The organism is Exiguobacterium sp. s152, assembly GCF_018618335.1.
GTDB lineage: Bacteria > Bacillota > Bacilli > Exiguobacteriales > Exiguobacteriaceae > Exiguobacterium > Exiguobacterium chiriqhucha.
In genome coordinates this window covers 374,547-391,592 of record NZ_JACSLX010000001.1, presented here as the reverse complement: position 1 = coordinate 391,592, position 17,046 = coordinate 374,547, and the positions used below count along the sequence as shown (strand labels likewise).

19 protein-coding genes are annotated in these 17,046 nt (G+C 52.1%); 12 read left to right on the top strand and 7 right to left on the bottom strand.

Features of this window, described 5'->3' with window-relative positions:
* Positions 1 to 4: 4 nt before the first annotated feature.
* Entirely contained in the window at positions 5 to 1,045 is a 1,041-nt protein-coding gene (locus KNP72_RS02025) for a hypothetical protein (RefSeq protein ID WP_214831928.1), read from the top strand.
* A 14-nt stretch (positions 1,046 to 1,059) separates the two neighbouring features.
* Entirely contained in the window at positions 1,060 to 1,572 is a 513-nt protein-coding gene (locus KNP72_RS02020) for a pyrophosphohydrolase domain-containing protein (RefSeq protein ID WP_214831927.1), read from the top strand.
* A gap of 44 nt (positions 1,573 to 1,616) precedes the next feature.
* Here KNP72_RS02020 and KNP72_RS02015 read toward each other — a convergent pair whose 3' ends face one another.
* Entirely contained in the window at positions 1,617 to 2,891 is a 1,275-nt protein-coding gene (locus tag KNP72_RS02015) for a BaiN/RdsA family NAD(P)/FAD-dependent oxidoreductase (RefSeq protein ID WP_418508281.1), read from the bottom strand.
* Positions 2,892 to 3,019: 128 nt separating this feature from the next.
* On the opposite strand from KNP72_RS02015, the gene KNP72_RS02010 reads away from it, so the two are divergent.
* Together KNP72_RS02010 and KNP72_RS02005 are read left to right on the top strand one after the other, a co-directional pair.
* Positions 3,020 to 4,717, top strand: coding sequence for a putative polysaccharide biosynthesis protein (locus KNP72_RS02010; protein ID WP_214717592.1), 1,698 nt, complete (start codon positions 3,020 to 3,022; stop codon positions 4,715 to 4,717).
* Positions 4,717 to 5,427: a pseudouridine synthase gene (locus KNP72_RS02005; protein WP_214831926.1), complete on the top strand. Its 711-nt coding sequence runs from the start codon at positions 4,717 to 4,719 to the stop codon at positions 5,425 to 5,427. The genes KNP72_RS02010 and KNP72_RS02005 overlap by 1 nt, the downstream gene beginning before the upstream one ends.
* A gap of 85 nt (positions 5,428 to 5,512) precedes the next feature.
* On the opposite strand, the gene KNP72_RS02000 is transcribed toward KNP72_RS02005, so the two are convergent.
* Positions 5,513 to 5,734 (bottom strand): DeoR family transcriptional regulator, encoded by a 222-nt coding sequence (locus tag KNP72_RS02000; RefSeq protein WP_081637897.1) that lies wholly within the window; start codon positions 5,732 to 5,734, stop codon positions 5,513 to 5,515.
* Between the two features lie 306 nt (positions 5,735 to 6,040).
* On the opposite strand from KNP72_RS02000, the gene pepV reads away from it, so the two are divergent.
* Genes pepV through KNP72_RS01970 form a run of 6 tightly spaced genes read left to right on the top strand, consistent with a single transcriptional unit; the run spans position 6,041 to position 13,059 of the window.
* Positions 6,041 to 7,426: a dipeptidase PepV gene (gene pepV / locus KNP72_RS01995; RefSeq protein ID WP_214831925.1), complete on the top strand. Its 1,386-nt coding sequence runs from the start codon at positions 6,041 to 6,043 to the stop codon at positions 7,424 to 7,426.
* Between the two features lie 59 nt (positions 7,427 to 7,485).
* Complete coding sequence (locus KNP72_RS01990; protein WP_214831924.1) at positions 7,486 to 8,637, top strand: MFS transporter; 1,152 nt, start codon at positions 7,486 to 7,488, stop codon at positions 8,635 to 8,637.
* A 5-nt stretch (positions 8,638 to 8,642) separates the two neighbouring features.
* The gene (gene thpR, locus KNP72_RS01985; protein WP_029595150.1) at positions 8,643 to 9,218 is read left to right on the top strand and encodes an RNA 2',3'-cyclic phosphodiesterase; all 576 of its coding nucleotides are present in this window, start codon (positions 8,643 to 8,645) and stop codon (positions 9,216 to 9,218) included.
* A complete protein-coding gene (locus KNP72_RS01980; protein WP_058764022.1) occupies positions 9,188 to 10,027 on the top strand; it encodes an NERD domain-containing protein in 840 nt (279 codons plus the stop codon). The genes thpR and KNP72_RS01980 overlap by 31 nt, the downstream gene beginning before the upstream one ends.
* 21 nt (positions 10,028 to 10,048) lie before the next feature.
* Complete coding sequence (gene pulA, locus KNP72_RS01975; RefSeq protein WP_214831922.1) at positions 10,049 to 12,214, top strand: type I pullulanase; 2,166 nt, start codon at positions 10,049 to 10,051, stop codon at positions 12,212 to 12,214.
* 50 nt (positions 12,215 to 12,264) lie between these two features.
* Positions 12,265 to 13,059: a phosphotransferase family protein gene (locus KNP72_RS01970; RefSeq protein WP_029595153.1), complete on the top strand. Its 795-nt coding sequence runs from the start codon at positions 12,265 to 12,267 to the stop codon at positions 13,057 to 13,059.
* Between the two features lie 45 nt (positions 13,060 to 13,104).
* Here KNP72_RS01970 and cydS read toward each other — a convergent pair whose 3' ends face one another.
* Positions 13,105 to 13,215 (bottom strand): cytochrome bd oxidase small subunit CydS family protein, encoded by a 111-nt coding sequence (gene cydS / locus KNP72_RS16095; protein ID WP_021065570.1) that lies wholly within the window; start codon positions 13,213 to 13,215, stop codon positions 13,105 to 13,107.
* A gap of 135 nt (positions 13,216 to 13,350) precedes the next feature.
* Here cydS and trmB point away from each other — a divergent pair, with 135 nt between their 5' ends.
* A complete protein-coding gene (trmB, locus tag KNP72_RS01965) occupies positions 13,351 to 13,998 on the top strand; it encodes a tRNA (guanosine(46)-N7)-methyltransferase TrmB (protein ID WP_214717585.1) in 648 nt (215 codons plus the stop codon).
* A gap of 105 nt (positions 13,999 to 14,103) precedes the next feature.
* Positions 14,104 to 14,613, top strand: a complete 510-nt coding sequence (locus KNP72_RS01960; protein WP_251128810.1) for a hypothetical protein — start codon at positions 14,104 to 14,106, stop codon at positions 14,611 to 14,613.
* A 24-nt stretch (positions 14,614 to 14,637) separates the two neighbouring features.
* Here the strand turns inward: KNP72_RS01960 and dhaM are convergent, their stop codons facing one another.
* The 4 genes from dhaM to KNP72_RS01940 form a co-directional block, all read right to left on the bottom strand.
* Positions 14,638 to 15,006, bottom strand: coding sequence for a dihydroxyacetone kinase phosphoryl donor subunit DhaM (gene dhaM / locus KNP72_RS01955; protein WP_251128809.1), 369 nt, complete (start codon positions 15,004 to 15,006; stop codon positions 14,638 to 14,640).
* Positions 14,999 to 15,589 (bottom strand): dihydroxyacetone kinase subunit DhaL, encoded by a 591-nt coding sequence (dhaL, locus tag KNP72_RS01950; RefSeq protein ID WP_214717581.1) that lies wholly within the window; start codon positions 15,587 to 15,589, stop codon positions 14,999 to 15,001. Before dhaL ends, dhaM begins: the two co-directional genes overlap by 8 nt.
* A gap of 23 nt (positions 15,590 to 15,612) precedes the next feature.
* Positions 15,613 to 16,590 (bottom strand): dihydroxyacetone kinase subunit DhaK, encoded by a 978-nt coding sequence (dhaK, locus tag KNP72_RS01945; protein ID WP_131471307.1) that lies wholly within the window; start codon positions 16,588 to 16,590, stop codon positions 15,613 to 15,615.
* 104 nt (positions 16,591 to 16,694) lie between these two features.
* On the bottom strand, positions 16,695 to 16,997 hold the full coding sequence (locus KNP72_RS01940) for a PepSY domain-containing protein (RefSeq protein ID WP_021065576.1): 303 nt from the start codon (positions 16,995 to 16,997) through the stop codon (positions 16,695 to 16,697).
* Positions 16,998 to 17,046 lie beyond the last annotated feature (49 nt).

The window sequence follows — 17,046 nt, the reverse complement described above, 5'->3', positions numbered from 1 at the left end:
GTCCATGAAACGTTCATACGTACTATATACGACGCTATTTGCCGTCGTCGTCGGAGTGATTTTATGCTATGTGTTCGTCTTTTCGGACGAGGACATCCAAAGCCAAATCGCCTCGACGTTTGAGAAAATCGATATTCAAACGAGCCATCAATCGACTTCGGTACCTCCCGTCGAAGCCTCGCCGGACGAGGAGGACATCGATACGACCGATGCCCTCGAACAGATTCAAGAGATTGATGAAGTGTACTATAGTGACACGATCGGATCGTATCTCGTCTTGACGAAAAATAAAGAGTTCTTCGAAGTGAGCGGGAACGCCAATCGCGTAAATTCGTCGCTCATATTGGAGAACGAAGCGCAACCCTATCGGTTCGGCGAGTTCATCGGCATGCGCATGATTTCCGAAGACAAGATATATGCCGTCACGGCGAACGGGGTTCTTGTGACAATCGAGCGGGTAGAAGGCCGTTGGACGGAACAACGACGCAAATTGATTAAAGGAATCGCCTCGACAGATCGGTTGTTCGGCCTCGGTTACGATGAAGAGACGAAACGATTGATTATCATGAGCCGTTTGGAGGACACGCCGGATGTAGAACTGTTGTACGTCCAAGAACGGACGCTCGAGGAAGAGACAGTCGACGACAGTGAGGCGGAAACGGATACATCGTCGGAAACCGATTCAGACGACGATTCGACATCGACGACAGATGAAGCAGATGCTGAAGCAGCACCGGAACCGAAGACGGAATGGGCTGTCGAGTCGAGAAAACCGCTCACGACCGAAGGAATGAGCGCCTCGATTCAACAGAAGTTCGAGAACTTCCGCGGTGTCGGCCTCGTCGAACGCCAAGGGCGCATTTACGTCCTTGATTCGGAAGAACTCGTCCTCTATACGGTCAACCCGGACGAAGGGACGATGAACGGACAGATGGTGACACCCCGCGTCTACGGCTCGACCGGCATGTTCCTGCAAGACAATGAGATATTCGCCATCGTGCGACCAGATGTGTTCGACCTTGACGATTTCGTCTCGGTCGACTGATAGGAGAGAATGAGATGAGCAAACGTTACTTTTATGAAGAGGTTCGCCAGTTCCACAAGACATTCGGACACCCGGAGGCGAGTGCACCGCAACCGCTCGGCTTAGACCGTGCCGTCAAACGTTCGGTCTGGACGGCAGAAGAAGCTGTCGTCGAATTTTTACATCAATCGGCACGGAATGAAGAAGAGTTCCTTGCTGCTGTCGCCACGTTCCAACAAGGATTCGAACAGGCGGTTCAAAAATCGCTCCAAGACGCACCGCCGACGGACGACGTCGCTCGCCTCGTCGGACAAGGTGATGCGCTCACGGACGCCCTCTATTTCGTGATGGGCAGTTTCGTCGAACTCGGGCTCGACCCGGTTCCGTTGTTTGAAATCGTGCAGCGTGCCAATATGGCGAAGCTCGGACCAGACGTCAAGCCGATCCTCCGTGAGTCAGACAATAAAGTCATGAAGCCGGAAGGCTGGTTGCCACCCGAGCCAGAGCTCGAGGCGGAAGTAAGACGTCAACTTGAAGCAAAACAGTGACACTAAAAAGAGAGCCGATCGCACGTGCGATCGACTCTCTTTTTTTATACGGTCGTGCGTACCGCGAACTGTGCCGCGTGTGAACCGGCACAGTGTCCGGTCGTGAAGGCGGCCGTGATGTTATAACCACCCGTATAGCCGTGAATATCGAGCACTTCGCCGGCGAAAAACAAGCCGTCTGCTTTCTTCGACATCATCGTTTGTGGGGCGATTTCTTTGACGGAAACGCCGCCGCCCGTGACGAACGCTTTATCGAAATCGAGCGTTCCGGTGGCGTGCAACTCGAACGTCTTCAATCGGGTCGCGAAATCGATGACCGATTGTTTCTTCAGTTGGCTCGCGTCCTCTTCGCCGAACGCGAGGTCGGCCAACAACAAGTCGAGCATCCGTTCCGGGATGAATCCTTTCCAGACGTTCTTGACGGCCCGCTTCGGTTGGTCTTGTACTTGGTTCCAAAGCTCTTGATACAGCTCGTCACGTGTCATGTCCGGGAACAAGTCGAGCGAGAGGGCGACGACGCGCTCTTTGCTACGTTTGCGTTCTTTAATCGTATATTGACTGCACCGGAGGGCAATCGGACCCGAAATGCCGAAATGCGTGAAAATCATGTCGCCGCGGTGTGTCTTAATCGGCTTGCCTTTCTTGCCGTGAACGGTGAGGGCGACGTCACGGAGCGACAACCCTTGAAGCTGTTTCGTGCCGATGAACGCATCGTTCAACAAAATCGGTACTTCGGTCGGGAACAGCTCGGTGATCGTATGGCCGGCTTTCTCGGCCCATGGATAGCCGTCCCCGGTCGAGCCAGTGTGAGGGACGGATTGTCCACCGACAGCGATGACGCAAGCACCGGCCTCAATCCGCTCTCCGTCCTCGAGTTCGACCGCTTCGAACTCATTTGCTTCATTAAAATGGAGCGTCTTCACTTTCGCATTTTTGCGAATCTCGACACCGAGTTGGTCGATGGCCCCGAGGAGCGTGTTGACGACGTCTTGCGCTTTATCCGTCACCGGGAACATCCGGCCGTTATCTTCCTCTTTTAAAGGGATGCCGAACCCGGTGAACAAGTCGATAATCGACTGGTTGTCGAACTGGGCGAGGGCGCTATATAAGAAGCGTCCGTTCCCCGGGATGAATTGAATCAACTCGTCGACGGGCTTACGGTTCGTCACGTTACAGCGTCCTCCGCCAGAAATGGCGAGCTTGCGTCCGAGCTTCGAACCTTTATCAATTAGGAGCGTGTTCGCTCCGGCTTTGGCGGCGGCATAGGTCGCCATCAGACCGCTTGGGCCTCCTCCGATGACGATTACATCTTTCATCATGGTATCCCTCGTTTCTCTTTCAAATCAAATTCGTAACTTTATTATCTGCAACAGTAAGAGTATAATGAGAAACGGTCGTTTTGTAAAATTAGGTACATTAGTTGTGAAACAATAGATGGAGGTATCTCATGTCATCAAGCGTCAAACAAGATTCAGGACGAGAGTCCTTCGTCAAAGGCACGCTGCTGCTGTCAGCCGGAAATTTGATTTCACGTGCACTCGGACTGCTCTATACGTTCCCGTTCCAAGCGATGGTCGGGATTGCCGGTGTCACGCTCTATCAGGCGGCGTACACCTATTATGCGCTCATGATTGCCATTTCGACGGCGGGGATTCCCGTGGCCGTATCGAAATTCATCGCCAAGTATAATGCGCTCGGCGAATATGGCACGAGTCAGCGCTTGTTCCGCCAAGGGATGAAGCTGATGCTCGTGACCGGAGTCGTCGCTTTTTTATTACTGTTCTTCTCAGCACCGTGGTTATCGGAACTCATGGTCCGAAACTCGGAGAACAATCAGCAATATATCGACTCGTTGACGCTCGTGACGCGTAGCGTCAGTTTCGCACTCTTGCTCATTCCGGCGATGAGTATGGTGCGCGGCTATTTCCAAGGACATCAGGATATGGCCCCGACGGCCATCTCCCAAGTCATCGAACAGATCGTCCGCATCATGTTCCTACTCAGCGGGACGATGCTCGTCTTGTTCGTCTTCTCGGACTCGGCACTCATTCGTCCGCTCGCCGATTCACTCGGTGGGACCGCGGCAGTGGCAACGACGGAGTTGAACGGCTTGAAAGTGCTCGCCGTCACGATTGCGACGTTCAGTGCCTTTATCGGTGCGATCGGGAGTATCGTCGTGCTCGCCATGTACTGGCGAAAACGGAAAGACATCCATCGTCAAACCGATAATCCGGCCGGCACACCGGTCCGCTCGATGAAGTCACTTTTGCTCGAGTTGCTCAGCTACTCGATTCCAATCGTCATGGTCGGTCTGTCGACGCCGCTCTATCAGTTCGTCGACCAGTTGACGATGGTCAATACGTTGCTCAACTCTGGGAAGTCGGTCGCCGAAGCGACGTCCGCGTTCGGATTCCTGACCGGGAACGCCCATAAAATCGTGTTGATTCCGGTGTCGATCGCGGCGAGTGTGTCGATGGCGACCATTCCGCTCGTGACAAAATCGTTCACGCACGGCGATATGAACAAAGTCCGCAATCAAGTGAACCATATTTTCCAAGTATCGTTCTTTGTCACCATCCCGGCCGTCATCGGATTGGTCGCGCTCGCGGAGCCGTTGTTCGGGACGCTGTTCCCAGGTGACCGCGAAGGGTGGGTCTACCTGCTTCACTACGCGCCGAGTGCGTTCTTCCTCGCTTATTACTCGGTAGCGGCGGCCATCCTGCAAGGAATTAACCGTCAATATTTCACAATCTTCGCGACGGCGATGGGTCTCATCACGAAAGCTGTGCTCAACGTACCGTTCGTGTATGCACTCGGCGGGATCGGCGCTGGTTATGCGACGATTGTCGGTTATATCGTCGCGATTATCCTCATGGTTTGGAAAATCCAACGGGCGCTCCAGTTCCCTTATAAGCAACTGTTGCGTCGGACGATGCTCATGTTTGCCATGGGTGGCGCGATGTTTATTGCCGTGTATGGCTCACTATTCGTCACGCTCAGGAATGAACCGAGTTGGGGCAATGATATCGTTGCCACAATTGTCGGTTTCGGAATCGGTCTCGTCGTGTACGGCTATCTCGGGTGGAGAAGCCACTTGGCCGGAAAACTATTAGGGAAACGATTCCAGTATCGGAGGAAAGCTTAATGCGAATTGATAAATTATTGGCGAACATGGGATACGGTTCGCGCAAAGACGTCAAGATTTTACTGAAACAAGGGGTCGTCCGTGTCGATGACCAACCTGTCAAAGACGCGAAACGCCAAGTCAACCTTGAAACGGAACGGGTGACCGTGCAAGGCGAGGTCGTCGAGTACAAACCGTTCGTCTACTTGATGATGAACAAGCCAGCAGGTGTCATCAGTGCGACCGAGGACAAGGTCGAATCGACGGTTGTCGATTTGATTGACCCGTCCTACGCCCATTACGAGTTGTTCCCGGTCGGACGTCTCGACAAGGACACGACCGGTCTGTTGCTCCTCACAAACGATGGGGCGTTCAATCATGCGCTCATGTCACCGCGTAAACATGTCGACAAAGTGTATGTCGCCGAAGTTGACGGGGAGATGACGACAGACGATGTCCGTCACTTCGCAGAGGGTGTCGAGCTTGAGGACGGCTATACGACGAAACCGGCCCACCTTGAGCTCATCAGCAAATCCGGACGTCGTTCGACGGTCCGTCTGACGCTCTCGGAAGGGAAGTACCATCAAGTAAAACGGATGATTGCCGCGGTCGGGAAACACGTCGAGCGGCTCGAACGGGTCCAAATCGGTGCGCTCGAGCTCGACCCGACGCTCGAACCCGGTGCGTATCGGGAGTTGAGCGAAGAGGAAGTCGACTTGTTTTTTACATGAAATGAAGGCACGTGTCAGCCGACACGTGCCTTTTTCATTGCAAAAAAAAGGGGACCCGTTGTCGGAATCCCTCGTAACTTGTTATTTAATTTGCCGTCTTGAGCGAACGTTTTGACGACGTCCACGTTCCGCGACTCGGACTTTCAACCAGATTGTTGTATTCAAGCACGTTCAAATCACGCTGTACGGTGCGCGATGTGATCCCGAACTCCTCTACTAGTTCAGAAGTGGTGACGCATTCCCTTTCGTTAATGAACAAATAAATGGACTTGATGCGGGTTAGCATACGATCTGTTGAACCTTTCATTGGATGACCTCCCAATGCGTAGAATGATGAAAGACAAAACCTACGGACGACAAATGAAATATGAAATTGTTATTTTCTAAAATTACATCTTTAGTATACCGCTCCTACATAGAATTGCAAGGGAAAAGAACGAACAATCAAAATGTAAAGAAACGATTATGAACGTAAATATCGAATGAAGGATATGTAAAGACGTGAACAAAAGGCTAAAAGACGAACGAAAAAATATTTTCGAAATGAATGTTCGTCTTTCTAACATTTGGATATACTAATAAGGGAGAGAACATTCGCAAAGGAGAGGTCCATATGAATTGGAGACAAGAAATCGACGCACGAAAAGACACATTTTTAGAAGATTTAACAGGGTTATTGCAAATCCCAAGCGTGCTTGATGAGACGAAGACTGGCCCGAACGAACCGTTTGGACCTGAAGTCCGCCGAGCTCTCGATTATATGTTTGCACTCGGAGAGCGAGACGGGTTCGCTACGAAAGACGTCGCCGGATACGCGGGGCATTTAGAATACGGCTCAGGGGAAGAAATCGTTGGCATCCTCTGTCACTTAGACGTGGTGCCGGCTGGGGAGGGATGGACGTATGGGGCGTTCAATCCTACCATCGCAGACGGGAAAATATACGCCCGTGGCAGCAATGACGATAAAGGACCGACGATGGCTGCTTATTACGGACTGCGCATCGTGAAGGAACTTGGATTGCCGCTATCGAAACGCGTCCGCCTGATTGCAGGTTGCGATGAGGAGAGCGAATGGCGTTGTGTCCGCGAATACTTCAAACAAGAGGCGATGCCGACATATGGCTTCGCACCGGACGCTGACTTTCCAATTATCAATGCTGAAAAGGGGCTATACGATGGCGTCTTGAAGCAGCTCCCAATTCAACGGGTGCCAGGCTCGAAACATCACTTGGTCTCGTTCGTGAGTGGAGAACGGCCGAACATGGTCCCGGACTTTGCGACAGCGGTACTTGAGACAGAAGACGTTCTCGAAGAAAAGTTTGAAGCGTATCTCGAAAAATATGAAGCGGACGGCACGTGCACATGGGACCAAGGGACGTATACGTTCACGATGAAAGGTGTGGCCGCCCACGCCATGGAACCAGATAACGGAGTCAACGCGGCCTACGTCCTCGCTGGCTTCTTGTTGACGCTCCCGCTCGACATTCAAGGAGAGCGCTACATCGAGTTCATTCGTCACGTGTTCGCCGATTCACGCGGGATTTCACTCGGTATCGAAGCAAGTGATGAGACGGGCGATTTGACGATTAACGGTGGCGTGTTCCGCTATCAAGGGGACGAACGGACGGCGACGGTGAATATCCGTTATCCATACACCGCGAAATTCGAGGAACGGTTGCAAAACTTGAAAGAGGTCGCCTTGTCGTTCGGGTTTGAGCTGTCGACGCGTCATCATATGCCGCCGCACCATGTGGCCGAAGACCATCCGCTCGTGAAAACGTTGGCAGACGTTTATGAACGTCAGACCGGCGAGTCAGCGCACTTGATGGCCATTGGCGGAGGGACGTATGCGCGCTCGCTCGAGGCTGGTGTCGCTTTTGGGGCGCTGTTCCCTGGAGCGAAAGACGTCGCCCACCAAGTCGATGAATACATGGAAATTGAAGATTTACTTCGCGCCGCCGCCATCTATGCGGAAGCGATTTATGAGCTCGCTAAATAATAACCCGTGAGAGCTGACTGATTCGGTCGGCTCTCTGTCTGTTAGGAAGGAAGTTTACTTTGAACCAACAAAAAATATCGTTTCAATCGATTTACGTCGCCATTTTCTTTGCCCAAGGAGCCCTCATTCCTTACATGACGCTTTTCTTCTCCCAGTCACGTTTTGATTTGTCTCCGGGTCAGGTCGGGACAATCGTCGCCATCATGCCGATCCTCTCAATCGGTGTCCAACCGCTATGGGGCATGCTTGCCGACCGAACGGGGCGGGTTCGGGCTTGGCTGATTATCGCAATGCTCGGGGCGGCTGCCTTATCGCTCACGTTCTTGTTCGCGACGTCTTACGTATGGATTATTATGTTGATGATCGCCTGGTCCATCTTCCAATGTGCACACATCCCGCTCGTCGATATGATGACACTCGAGTATACGTCACGCGCCAAAATCGACTACGGGGCCATCCGTCTGTTTGGATCGGCCGGATTTGCGATTGCGGTGTTCGTCATGGGTCGCATCTCGGACACGACATGGGGACTCGCGAGTACGTTTTTACTCAGCGCCGTCATGCTGGCAATCGGTACGCTGTTCGTGCGGAGCGTATCTGAACAGGAACCGAAGCAAGTGCACACGACGGCACCGTTCCAATGGTCGGCCGTCTGGAATGGGCCGTTCATCGCCTTTTTGATTGGGGGCATGCTCGTCTTCGGCCCTATTTACGCGAATAACTATTACTTCGGAATTTATGTGACGAGCATCGGAGGCTCAACGACGCTCGTCGGGACACTGTTCCTTGTCGCGGTATTATGCGAAATTCCATTCATGAAAGTGGCTTACCAAATCGTCTCACGTCTAGGTACGGTCAACGTGCTGGCGGGAGCCGCCTTGATTTCGGCGCTTCGCAACGGCTGGTTAGCACTTGAGCCCCCGATTTGGGTCGTTTGGATTCTTGCCATCGTTCAAGGACTGGTCGTCGGATTATTGATTCCGGTCGCACTTCAATTTGTCCGCAGCCTTGTCAGCCGCAACGTCGTCTCGACGGCGATTGGCGTCTATATGGCCATCACGTCAGGACTAGCGACGGCCGGATTCAACCTCCTCAGTGGATTTATCATTGAATATAACAGCATCATCGGTGTATTTTGGATGTACACGGTGGTCAGCATCCTAGGAGCGGTCCTCTTCTTTGGACTGAGACGTTTTCGAGTGAAAGGATGATGGTCATGTCGACACATTATTTTTTGGCACTACCCATCGAGGACGAAAAGTTCGAACATGTACAGCGGGACATCTTGCCGTTTTATTCGTATCGTCGAACGTATCGTCCGGAGGAATTTCATTTGACACTTCAGTTTCTCGGTTCATTGGACGATGATGAAGTCGAGGCAGTGAAAGAACTCACACGTGAAGTGACAACGTCGACGGCTCCGTTCGCGCTGACGTTCCAGCAAATCGACCACTTCGGTAGACCGGATCGTCCGCGTGTCTTGACGATCGTCCCGGAACCGTCCGTGGACTTGACGGCGCTTACCGGGACGCTTCGACGAAAGTTATCCGAAGAGATTCCAGCACTCGACCGTAAACCGTTCGTCCCCCACGTCACACTCGCGAAGAAGTGGGACACAGGCACACGAATCCCGTACATCGCCCCGACGTTTACCATCGAGGAGCCGATTGAAACGGTCGTACTTTATCGAATCAATCCAAACCATACCCCTGCCTATGAGGCAGTCGAAGTATTTCCGTTACAGCGGTCAGAGGAGGACACATGGCGATCCCGATTAAAATTTTTGACGTAACATCTAAATATGAACGAAACATGCTCGACCAGTTCAATCGCTTTCAAGAGTATGTCGAGTCCGATGTCGCTCGCATGCGTCGTCTTCACGATTCCAATCGGTTGAATCCTCCCGAAATCATGGAGTTTGAGAACCCGTGGTGGAAATTTTGGCGCCGTACGGAACGCATCGAGCTCGAACCGACACCGCTCTCGGAGTCGCAGTTCCAGACGTTGCTCACGAACCGCCGTCATATCCAAAAACTGCAATACGCCTGTGAAGGGGCGACCGAGGCGGACGTCCCGTTGTTGCCGTTTTTGCGAGAATACGGATATCGCAAGATGGTATCCGAATGGAACGACCAACACTTCTTCATGTATCGTCCGGTCGTCGAATGGAACGGGGCGACGGTCGAACTGAGCCATCTCATCATCGGACCATCGCATATTTACCTGGTCGAATGGCTCGACGGCGACCGCAGCATCTATCACATATCGAAGCAGAAGACGTGGATTCATCAACCGCTCAAAGGGGAAAATAAACGTGTAGTCAACCCGCTCATCGCGTTGACGCGCACCGAAGAAATCGTTCGACAGTTTCTTCCGTCCTATGACGGGGTCATCCAAAAAGTGACGGTGGCCCCACAAGGCTATTTCGATCATGTGCCTGAAATTCGGTCGACTCAGTTCATCTCACGCGCGGATTATGAGCCGTGGATGAAACAAGTGAACACGAGGGCGCCGATCGTCAAAGCCCAACAAATTCGAGATGTGGCGAAACTACTAGATGCGACAGCCCAGATGCCGTTTCGACAATTTTTGGACCAGTAGGTAGGAGAGGATGGAACGCGTATGCATTACACACCAAATCAGCAAACGACGTCTCATGTGACGATTGAACAGGCTTCCTTGCTCTCATTCAAGACGATTCGACTCGAGGTCATTGCCGAATATGAATCCGTACCGGTACAAATCGAACAAAACGGTCGACCGGTCGATTATGTGGTGCTCAACGAATGGACGACAGAGGCGGGCACGATTGAACGAGATATCCAATTGACGCGCCCGGTTACGCTCGAAGCGGTCTATACCGTGTTTCACCCTGGACATAAGACGATTGTCGTCGTGCCCCGCGAAATTGTGCATACGGACGAGTTTGAACGTCGCTATGCCTATGACGGACCGCTCGGCCTTTCATTTTCCGGGCAATCAATTGAGGCATATGTCTGGTCGCCCGTCGCGTTTTCGATTTGGTTCGTCATCCATGATCCCGAAACGCATCGTGAGATTGAACGATTTCGCATGTCTCGGAGCGGTCGAGGCGTCTGGCATGCCGATGTTCCTAGACTGTACGAAGGCTATTTTTATCGACTGTACGTCAAGACACCTGTCGAAACGAACGAGGTCGTCGATCCTTACGCCAAAGCCGTCAGCCTAAATGGCGAATTTGGCGTATTGATCGATGTTGAGACAGCCGTCGCTGAGCACGTGGAGCCGGCAGAACGCCCGCCTCTCCGCAAAGCGACAGATGCCGTCATCTATGAACTGCATATCCGTGACTTCACGAGCCACCCTGCGTCGACGAGTCGACGGCAAGGGCTGTACGCCAGCATCGTCGAGACTGGGCTTAAAACCCGGGCGGGGAACAGTGCCGGTTTCGATTATTTGAAAGAACTTGGGGTTACGCACCTGCAGTTATTGCCGGTCCATGATTTTGGAAGCGTCGACGAAGCGACCCGGATGCCCTACAACTGGGGTTATGATCCGATCCATTGGTTCGGGTTGGAAGGCAGTTACGCCTCGAAACCTGACGAGCCGCTATCACGCATTCTAGAGTATGCCGAAATGGTCGATGCCTTGCATCGGCATGACATGCGCGTCGTCGTCGATGTCGTCATGAACCATATCTTCATCCGTGAGCAATCGTCGCTCGAAGCACTCGTCCCGTACTATTATTTCCGTTATGAACATGACGGGGCGGTCGCGAACGGGACCGGCGTCGGAAACGACACGGCCTCAGAACGGTATATGATGCGACGAATGATTGTCGATTGTGTGACGTACTTTGCCGAGACGTATCACGTCGACGGTTTCCGATTCGACTTGATGGGCATTCATGACGTCGAGACGATGAATCAAATACGGGCCGCACTCGATAAAATCGATCGCTCGATTTTGATTTACGGGGAAGGATGGGATTTGGCAACACCGCTCAGCCCGTCATTGAAAGCCTCGTCGCATAACGCGGCTTTCATGCCCCGAATCGGTCATTTCAATGACATGATGCGGGACGCCTTGAAAGGGTCGACGTTCAATGACCGGGAGCGCGGGTTCGTCTCCGGGAACGAGTGGCGGGAGTGGGAGCTTCGTGAATGCCTCACCGGAGCGGTACAGATCCCGAACGTCACCGTCGGGCGTTTCCCAAGCCCGCAGTATACGATCAACTACGTCGAAGCGCATGACAATTATACGACGTACGATAAATTGCTCTTGTCGTGTGAAGATATGGACGAGACGATGCGGTTGCGGATGCAACGGTTCGCCACAGCCATCGTCATCACGTCGCAAGGCGTCCCGTTCCTTCACGCCGGCCAAGAGTTTGGTCGGACAAAACAAGGGGTTGAGAACAGCTATAATGCACCGGACCGAATCAATCACTTCGATTGGGACTTACGTGACGAGCGGCAAAGCGAGGTCGAGTTCGTGAAGACACTACTCAAGTTACGGCGCCGTCACACGTGTTTCCGCTACGATACCCGGCAAAAAGTTATCGAACAGTTCAAGTTCCTACCGTCGCCCCCGGGCGTGATTGCATATGAGCTGACGGCGAGCCATTCTTATGATGCCTGGCAGCGCGTCCGCGTCTATCTGAACGGAACGTTCCACGATGTGACATTCCAAGCGGAGGGGGACTGGAACGTCTACGTCCAAGGGGAAACGGCGAGCCTCGTCCCGATTGAACGAAATCCGAGCCAGATTCAAGTCGAGTCGTTGTCAATGACGATTATCGCGTGTTAATATGGTGATTGTATCTTTGTAATTCTTAATGAGATTTGAGCGTGATGAATATGTATTCAGATATAATCGGTGCGCTCGGTGAAGAGTGGACGGTGGCTTCCGCAGGCGGCATTACAGGCGAAGCGTACGTAGCGACGACGCGCCAACAAAAAATCTTTGTCAAACGAAACTCGTCCCCGTTTTTAGCCATTCTTTCCGCCGAAGGCATCGTCCCCAAATTGCTGTGGACGAAACGGATGTTTAACGGTGACGTCCTCAGTGCCCAACAGTTCATCGAAGGTCGTGAGCTCTCGCCAGCCGATATGAAACGGGCTGATGTGGCGGCACAGCTTGGGAAGATTCATCATTCGAAAGAGCTATTATTCATGTTGCAGCAGTTGAATCATACACCGGTCACGTCCTCACTGTTGCTTCGGCAATGTGCCGCTTACGAGCAAGACGAGGCGGACGTGACGATTGATGAGGCAATCCGTTGGTTGTCGGTCCATCAGCCGATTGATGACGAACGTGAACTCGTCGTCTGCCATTCAGACTTGAACCATAACAATTGGATTGAGGATGAGACCGGTCTGTTATATTTGACCGACTGGGATGACGCCATCATCGCCGACCGTGCCTTTGATTTGGCCATGGTCGTCTACAGCTACGTCGACGAGGTAGACTGGGAGACGTGGTTCAGCCATTACGGCATCCGTTTCACCTCCGAGTTACACTATCGAATGCACTGGTATGCGATTGCCCAGACGGTTCTGACCTTATATGGGGAACAGAACGGCATCGCCCGAGCAGAAGGATTGACCGTGCTCCGGGAATTGCTCGATGAAGCAGAGGAACGGACACAATGAAAAAAGGGATGGATCACGAGTGTGAGCCATCCCTTTCCATATGCATCAGACATCATCAGGTTTCATGAAATACGCCCATACGAACGTCGCGATGACGGCGCCGAAGAACGTCAACGGAGCCGCGTAAAAAATAAGAAATTGATCTAACGTGCTCATCGATATAACCTCCTTGTGAAGGATGATTCATGTTCATTAAACAATGATTTCGTGTATAATCGCAAGGGGACTGCTCGCGCGAAGCGGCTAGTCAGCTGAAACTTGAACATTTCTTGAACGAAAGGTTGGAAAAACATGCGTTTACGTCACAAGCCTTGGGCTAAAGAATACATGGAAGCTCAAGAACACGTCTTTATCACTCATCCCGAAACGTTAAAAGGGAACTGGACATCAGAATTTAAGAACGACAATCCGCTCTTCATCGAAGTCGGGTCGGGGAAAGGGCAATTCATTTTAGGGATGGCCCAGCAGTTCCCGGACGTCAACTTCATCGCCATCGAGTTGTTCGAGAGCGTCGCCGTGTCGATCGTGCAAAAGCTCGTCGAAATGCCGATGCCGAACGTCCGCGTCTTGACTGTGGATGCCAAGCAACTCGTCGACTATTTCGAAGCCGGCGAAGTCGACCGCGTCTATTTGAACTTCTCAGATCCATGGCCGAAGACCCGACATGCGAAACGTCGTTTGACGTATAAGACATTCCTCGCCACGTACGAGGCTGTGTTGCCACGCGGAGGCGAGATTCACTTCAAGACGGATAACCGCGGACTGTTCGAATATTCACTCGAAAGCATGAGTCAATACGGCATGTACTTCACAGATATTTCACTTGATCTTCACGCGAACGAACCGGCAGATAACGTCCGTACCGAGTACGAAGAGCGCTTCAGCGCCATGGGACAACCGATTTATCGGATGGAGGCCGCGTTCCGCCCGAAAATTTGACACGCTTTTTTCTTATTTTAATAGCATTTTCTTCACACTTTTTTCTTTCTTCTTGGTACAATAGGAATGACGCTAAACTGGAATTAGAGAAGGGGGAACATGGGGATGTTGAAAAAAGCATGGGCAAGCCTGCTTGCACTAATCTTCATTCTAACAATCGCACCACTTAATACCTCGGCAAATGAGGCGTTCTTGGACGCCCTTGAAGAGGATTTGAAGGCCACGCACTATGATTACAAAGAAGGAACGGCTGAAATCGTAAAAGAAGAGACGCTCCGTCACTCGAATGGCAACGAAGTCATCGCGGCGGTCGTTGAAATTGATACGGTCCGTGACGGCATCTTCATCACACGTAAGACGGAGTTCCATTACTATGATGCGACGGACAACAAAATCCTCGCAACAGCTGACCTTGCAGAAGTCGAAGGCGCGACTGAATTTGCAGACGCAAACATCGACATGCTCGGACAACAAATCGTCTATTGGTTGCCTGTCTTGATCTTGTTACTTATGATCGCGATTCCGGCTGTCATCTTGTTCGTTGTCGTGCCACGTTTCTACTCGACGACTGAATACATGAACCCGATCTACGAGAAAAACGATAACCCACGTTAAAAAAAGAGCCGCGAGGCTCTTTTTTTATGCCATCTTTAACTGTTCGACGATTTGAGCAACGTCCATGCCGTTACCGGCTGAGACGGAAGCGACGAAGGCACTCTCGACGATTGGACCGTCATAAAACTGGACGGTTTTCTCGCCTTCATACATATCGACGGCCAGTTCGGCGTTCATCGTGGCCGAACCGATATCCGATAAGATGAGTGCCTCTTTGTCGACGGCTTCAATGGCCTCAAGGATTCGGGTCACATCAGTCCCGATGCTGCCGTCTTCAAGCCCGCTCGCTAAATGAATCGGAACGGACGGAGCCATCTCTTTCATCAAGTCTTGAATCCCTTCAGCGATTTTGGCGCTATGGGATACGATGATGATCTCTACGATATCACTCAACCTCCTTCATAATCGCTTTTAAGACGATTGAACTCGAGAGGGCCCCCGGGTCGACGGTGCCGCGAGAGTTCTCACCGAAATAAGACGCCCGTCCTTTCGTGGCGACCATATCCTCAGTCGCACCGACGAGTTGATCAAGTTTCGCGTCAAAGTCGTCGGACTCGTTCAAGTCATTCAAGAACGGATCCCACACATCGACCATCGTCTTTTGGCCAACTTCCGATTTCCCGCGCGCCTTGATCGCTGTCGCTGCTTCGACGAGCGCTTCTTTGACGAGATTGAAATCGGCTTCGGTCGCGTCACCAAATTTAGGCGCTGCCTTGACGAAGGCGGAACCGTAAAGTGGACCGGCTGCGCCACCGACTTTCGACATGAGCGTCATCCCGACTTTCTTACTCAAGTCGCCGAGAGTTGCGTAGTCATCATCGAGGACAGCGACGACCGCTTCAAAGCCACGCGACATATTGATGCCGTGATCTCCGTCGCCGATGGCGCGATCGAGATCGGTCAATGTATCCTTGTTCGCCTCAATCTCTGATTGGGCGTGCCGTAATGCTTGCTTGAATCCTTCAATCGTCAACATTGCATGAACACCTCATTCGTAGATTAGAGTTTGAAACCGAGTGCCGCCGATGGTGCATCGAGATAGCCCGTCAACTCTTCATCGAGCGGCAAGAGTGTGATCGAGAAGCCATGCATCTCGAGTGATGTCATATAGTTGCCGACGTATTTTCGTTTCAATGAATAGCCGGCATCTTCCAATTTTTTCGCGACGAAGTGATACGTCACGTACAGTTCAGATAGAGGCGTTCCGCCCATACCGTTGACCATGACGGCGACCTCGCCGGGGCTGACTTCTTTTTTCAAATGATCGAGCAAGTCATCGACAATCGCATCGACGTTCGTCGTCGGTTTCCGTTCGACGCCGCGTTCGCCGTGAATCCCGATTCCGATTTCCATTTCTTCTTCGTTCAAATCGAATCCAGGTTTACCGCTCACTGGCATATAGCAAGGTTCGACGGCCATCCCCATTGAGCGGACATTGGCCGCGACTTTCTCCGCAAGCGCTTTCACTTCGTCGAGTGATTTCCCGCTCGCTGCGGCTGCACCGGCAATCTTGTGGACGAACACGGTACCGGCGACACCACGGCGGTCTTCTTTATTCGTGATAGCGACATCGTCGGCGACGACGACGTGATCGACTTTAATCCCTTCGGCGTCCGCGAGTTCGGCGGCGAGTTCGAAGTTCATGACGTCACCTGCGTAATTTTTGACGACGAGCAATACGCCGTTGCCGCCATCGGCCGCTTTGATCCCTTCGAGCACCATGTCCGGCGTCGGGGACGTGAACACTTCACCGCATACGGCGGCATCGAGCATCCCATCGCCTACATAACCGGCGTGCGCTGGTTCGTGACCGCTCCCTCCACCTGAGACGAGTCCGACTTTCCCGGACTTGGCCCCGTCGGCACGACAGATGACATTGAATCCTTCCACACGACCGTACAGTTCAGGGTGGGCGTGGACCATACCTTCGACCATTTGTGACACGAGCTCGTTTGCTTCACCGATCAGTTTCTTCACGTGGGATCACTCCTTTTTGAGTTTGAAAAGTACCATATTCAATTTTCCACTCTTTTGGGTGAATTAAACAAAAAAAGTCGGCGAAAATATTCGCCGACCTCATCTCATGCATATTCAAGTAGAGCGCCAGTCTCTGAATCGACTGTGAATTGGTACGTCTTCTCTTCATCGTTCTCGAGAACCGAGATGCCGCCTTTGAAGACGTCGTACTCGCGTCCATCATACGTATAAATCTCAGGTGATGCCGAGATCCATGCCCCTTGGACGTGACCTTTGGCTGAAAATGCACGCTTCGTGTACTCAAGCGCATCCTCGGCCGATAAGCTTCGTTCATCTAACACTTTTTTCGTCATAAGTGCGGCTGCGATGGCAACCCCGATTCCAACTAACCAATATCTTTTCTTCATATGACTACCTCCCCTTGAACTATGGCTATCATGTACATCGTACCAAAAC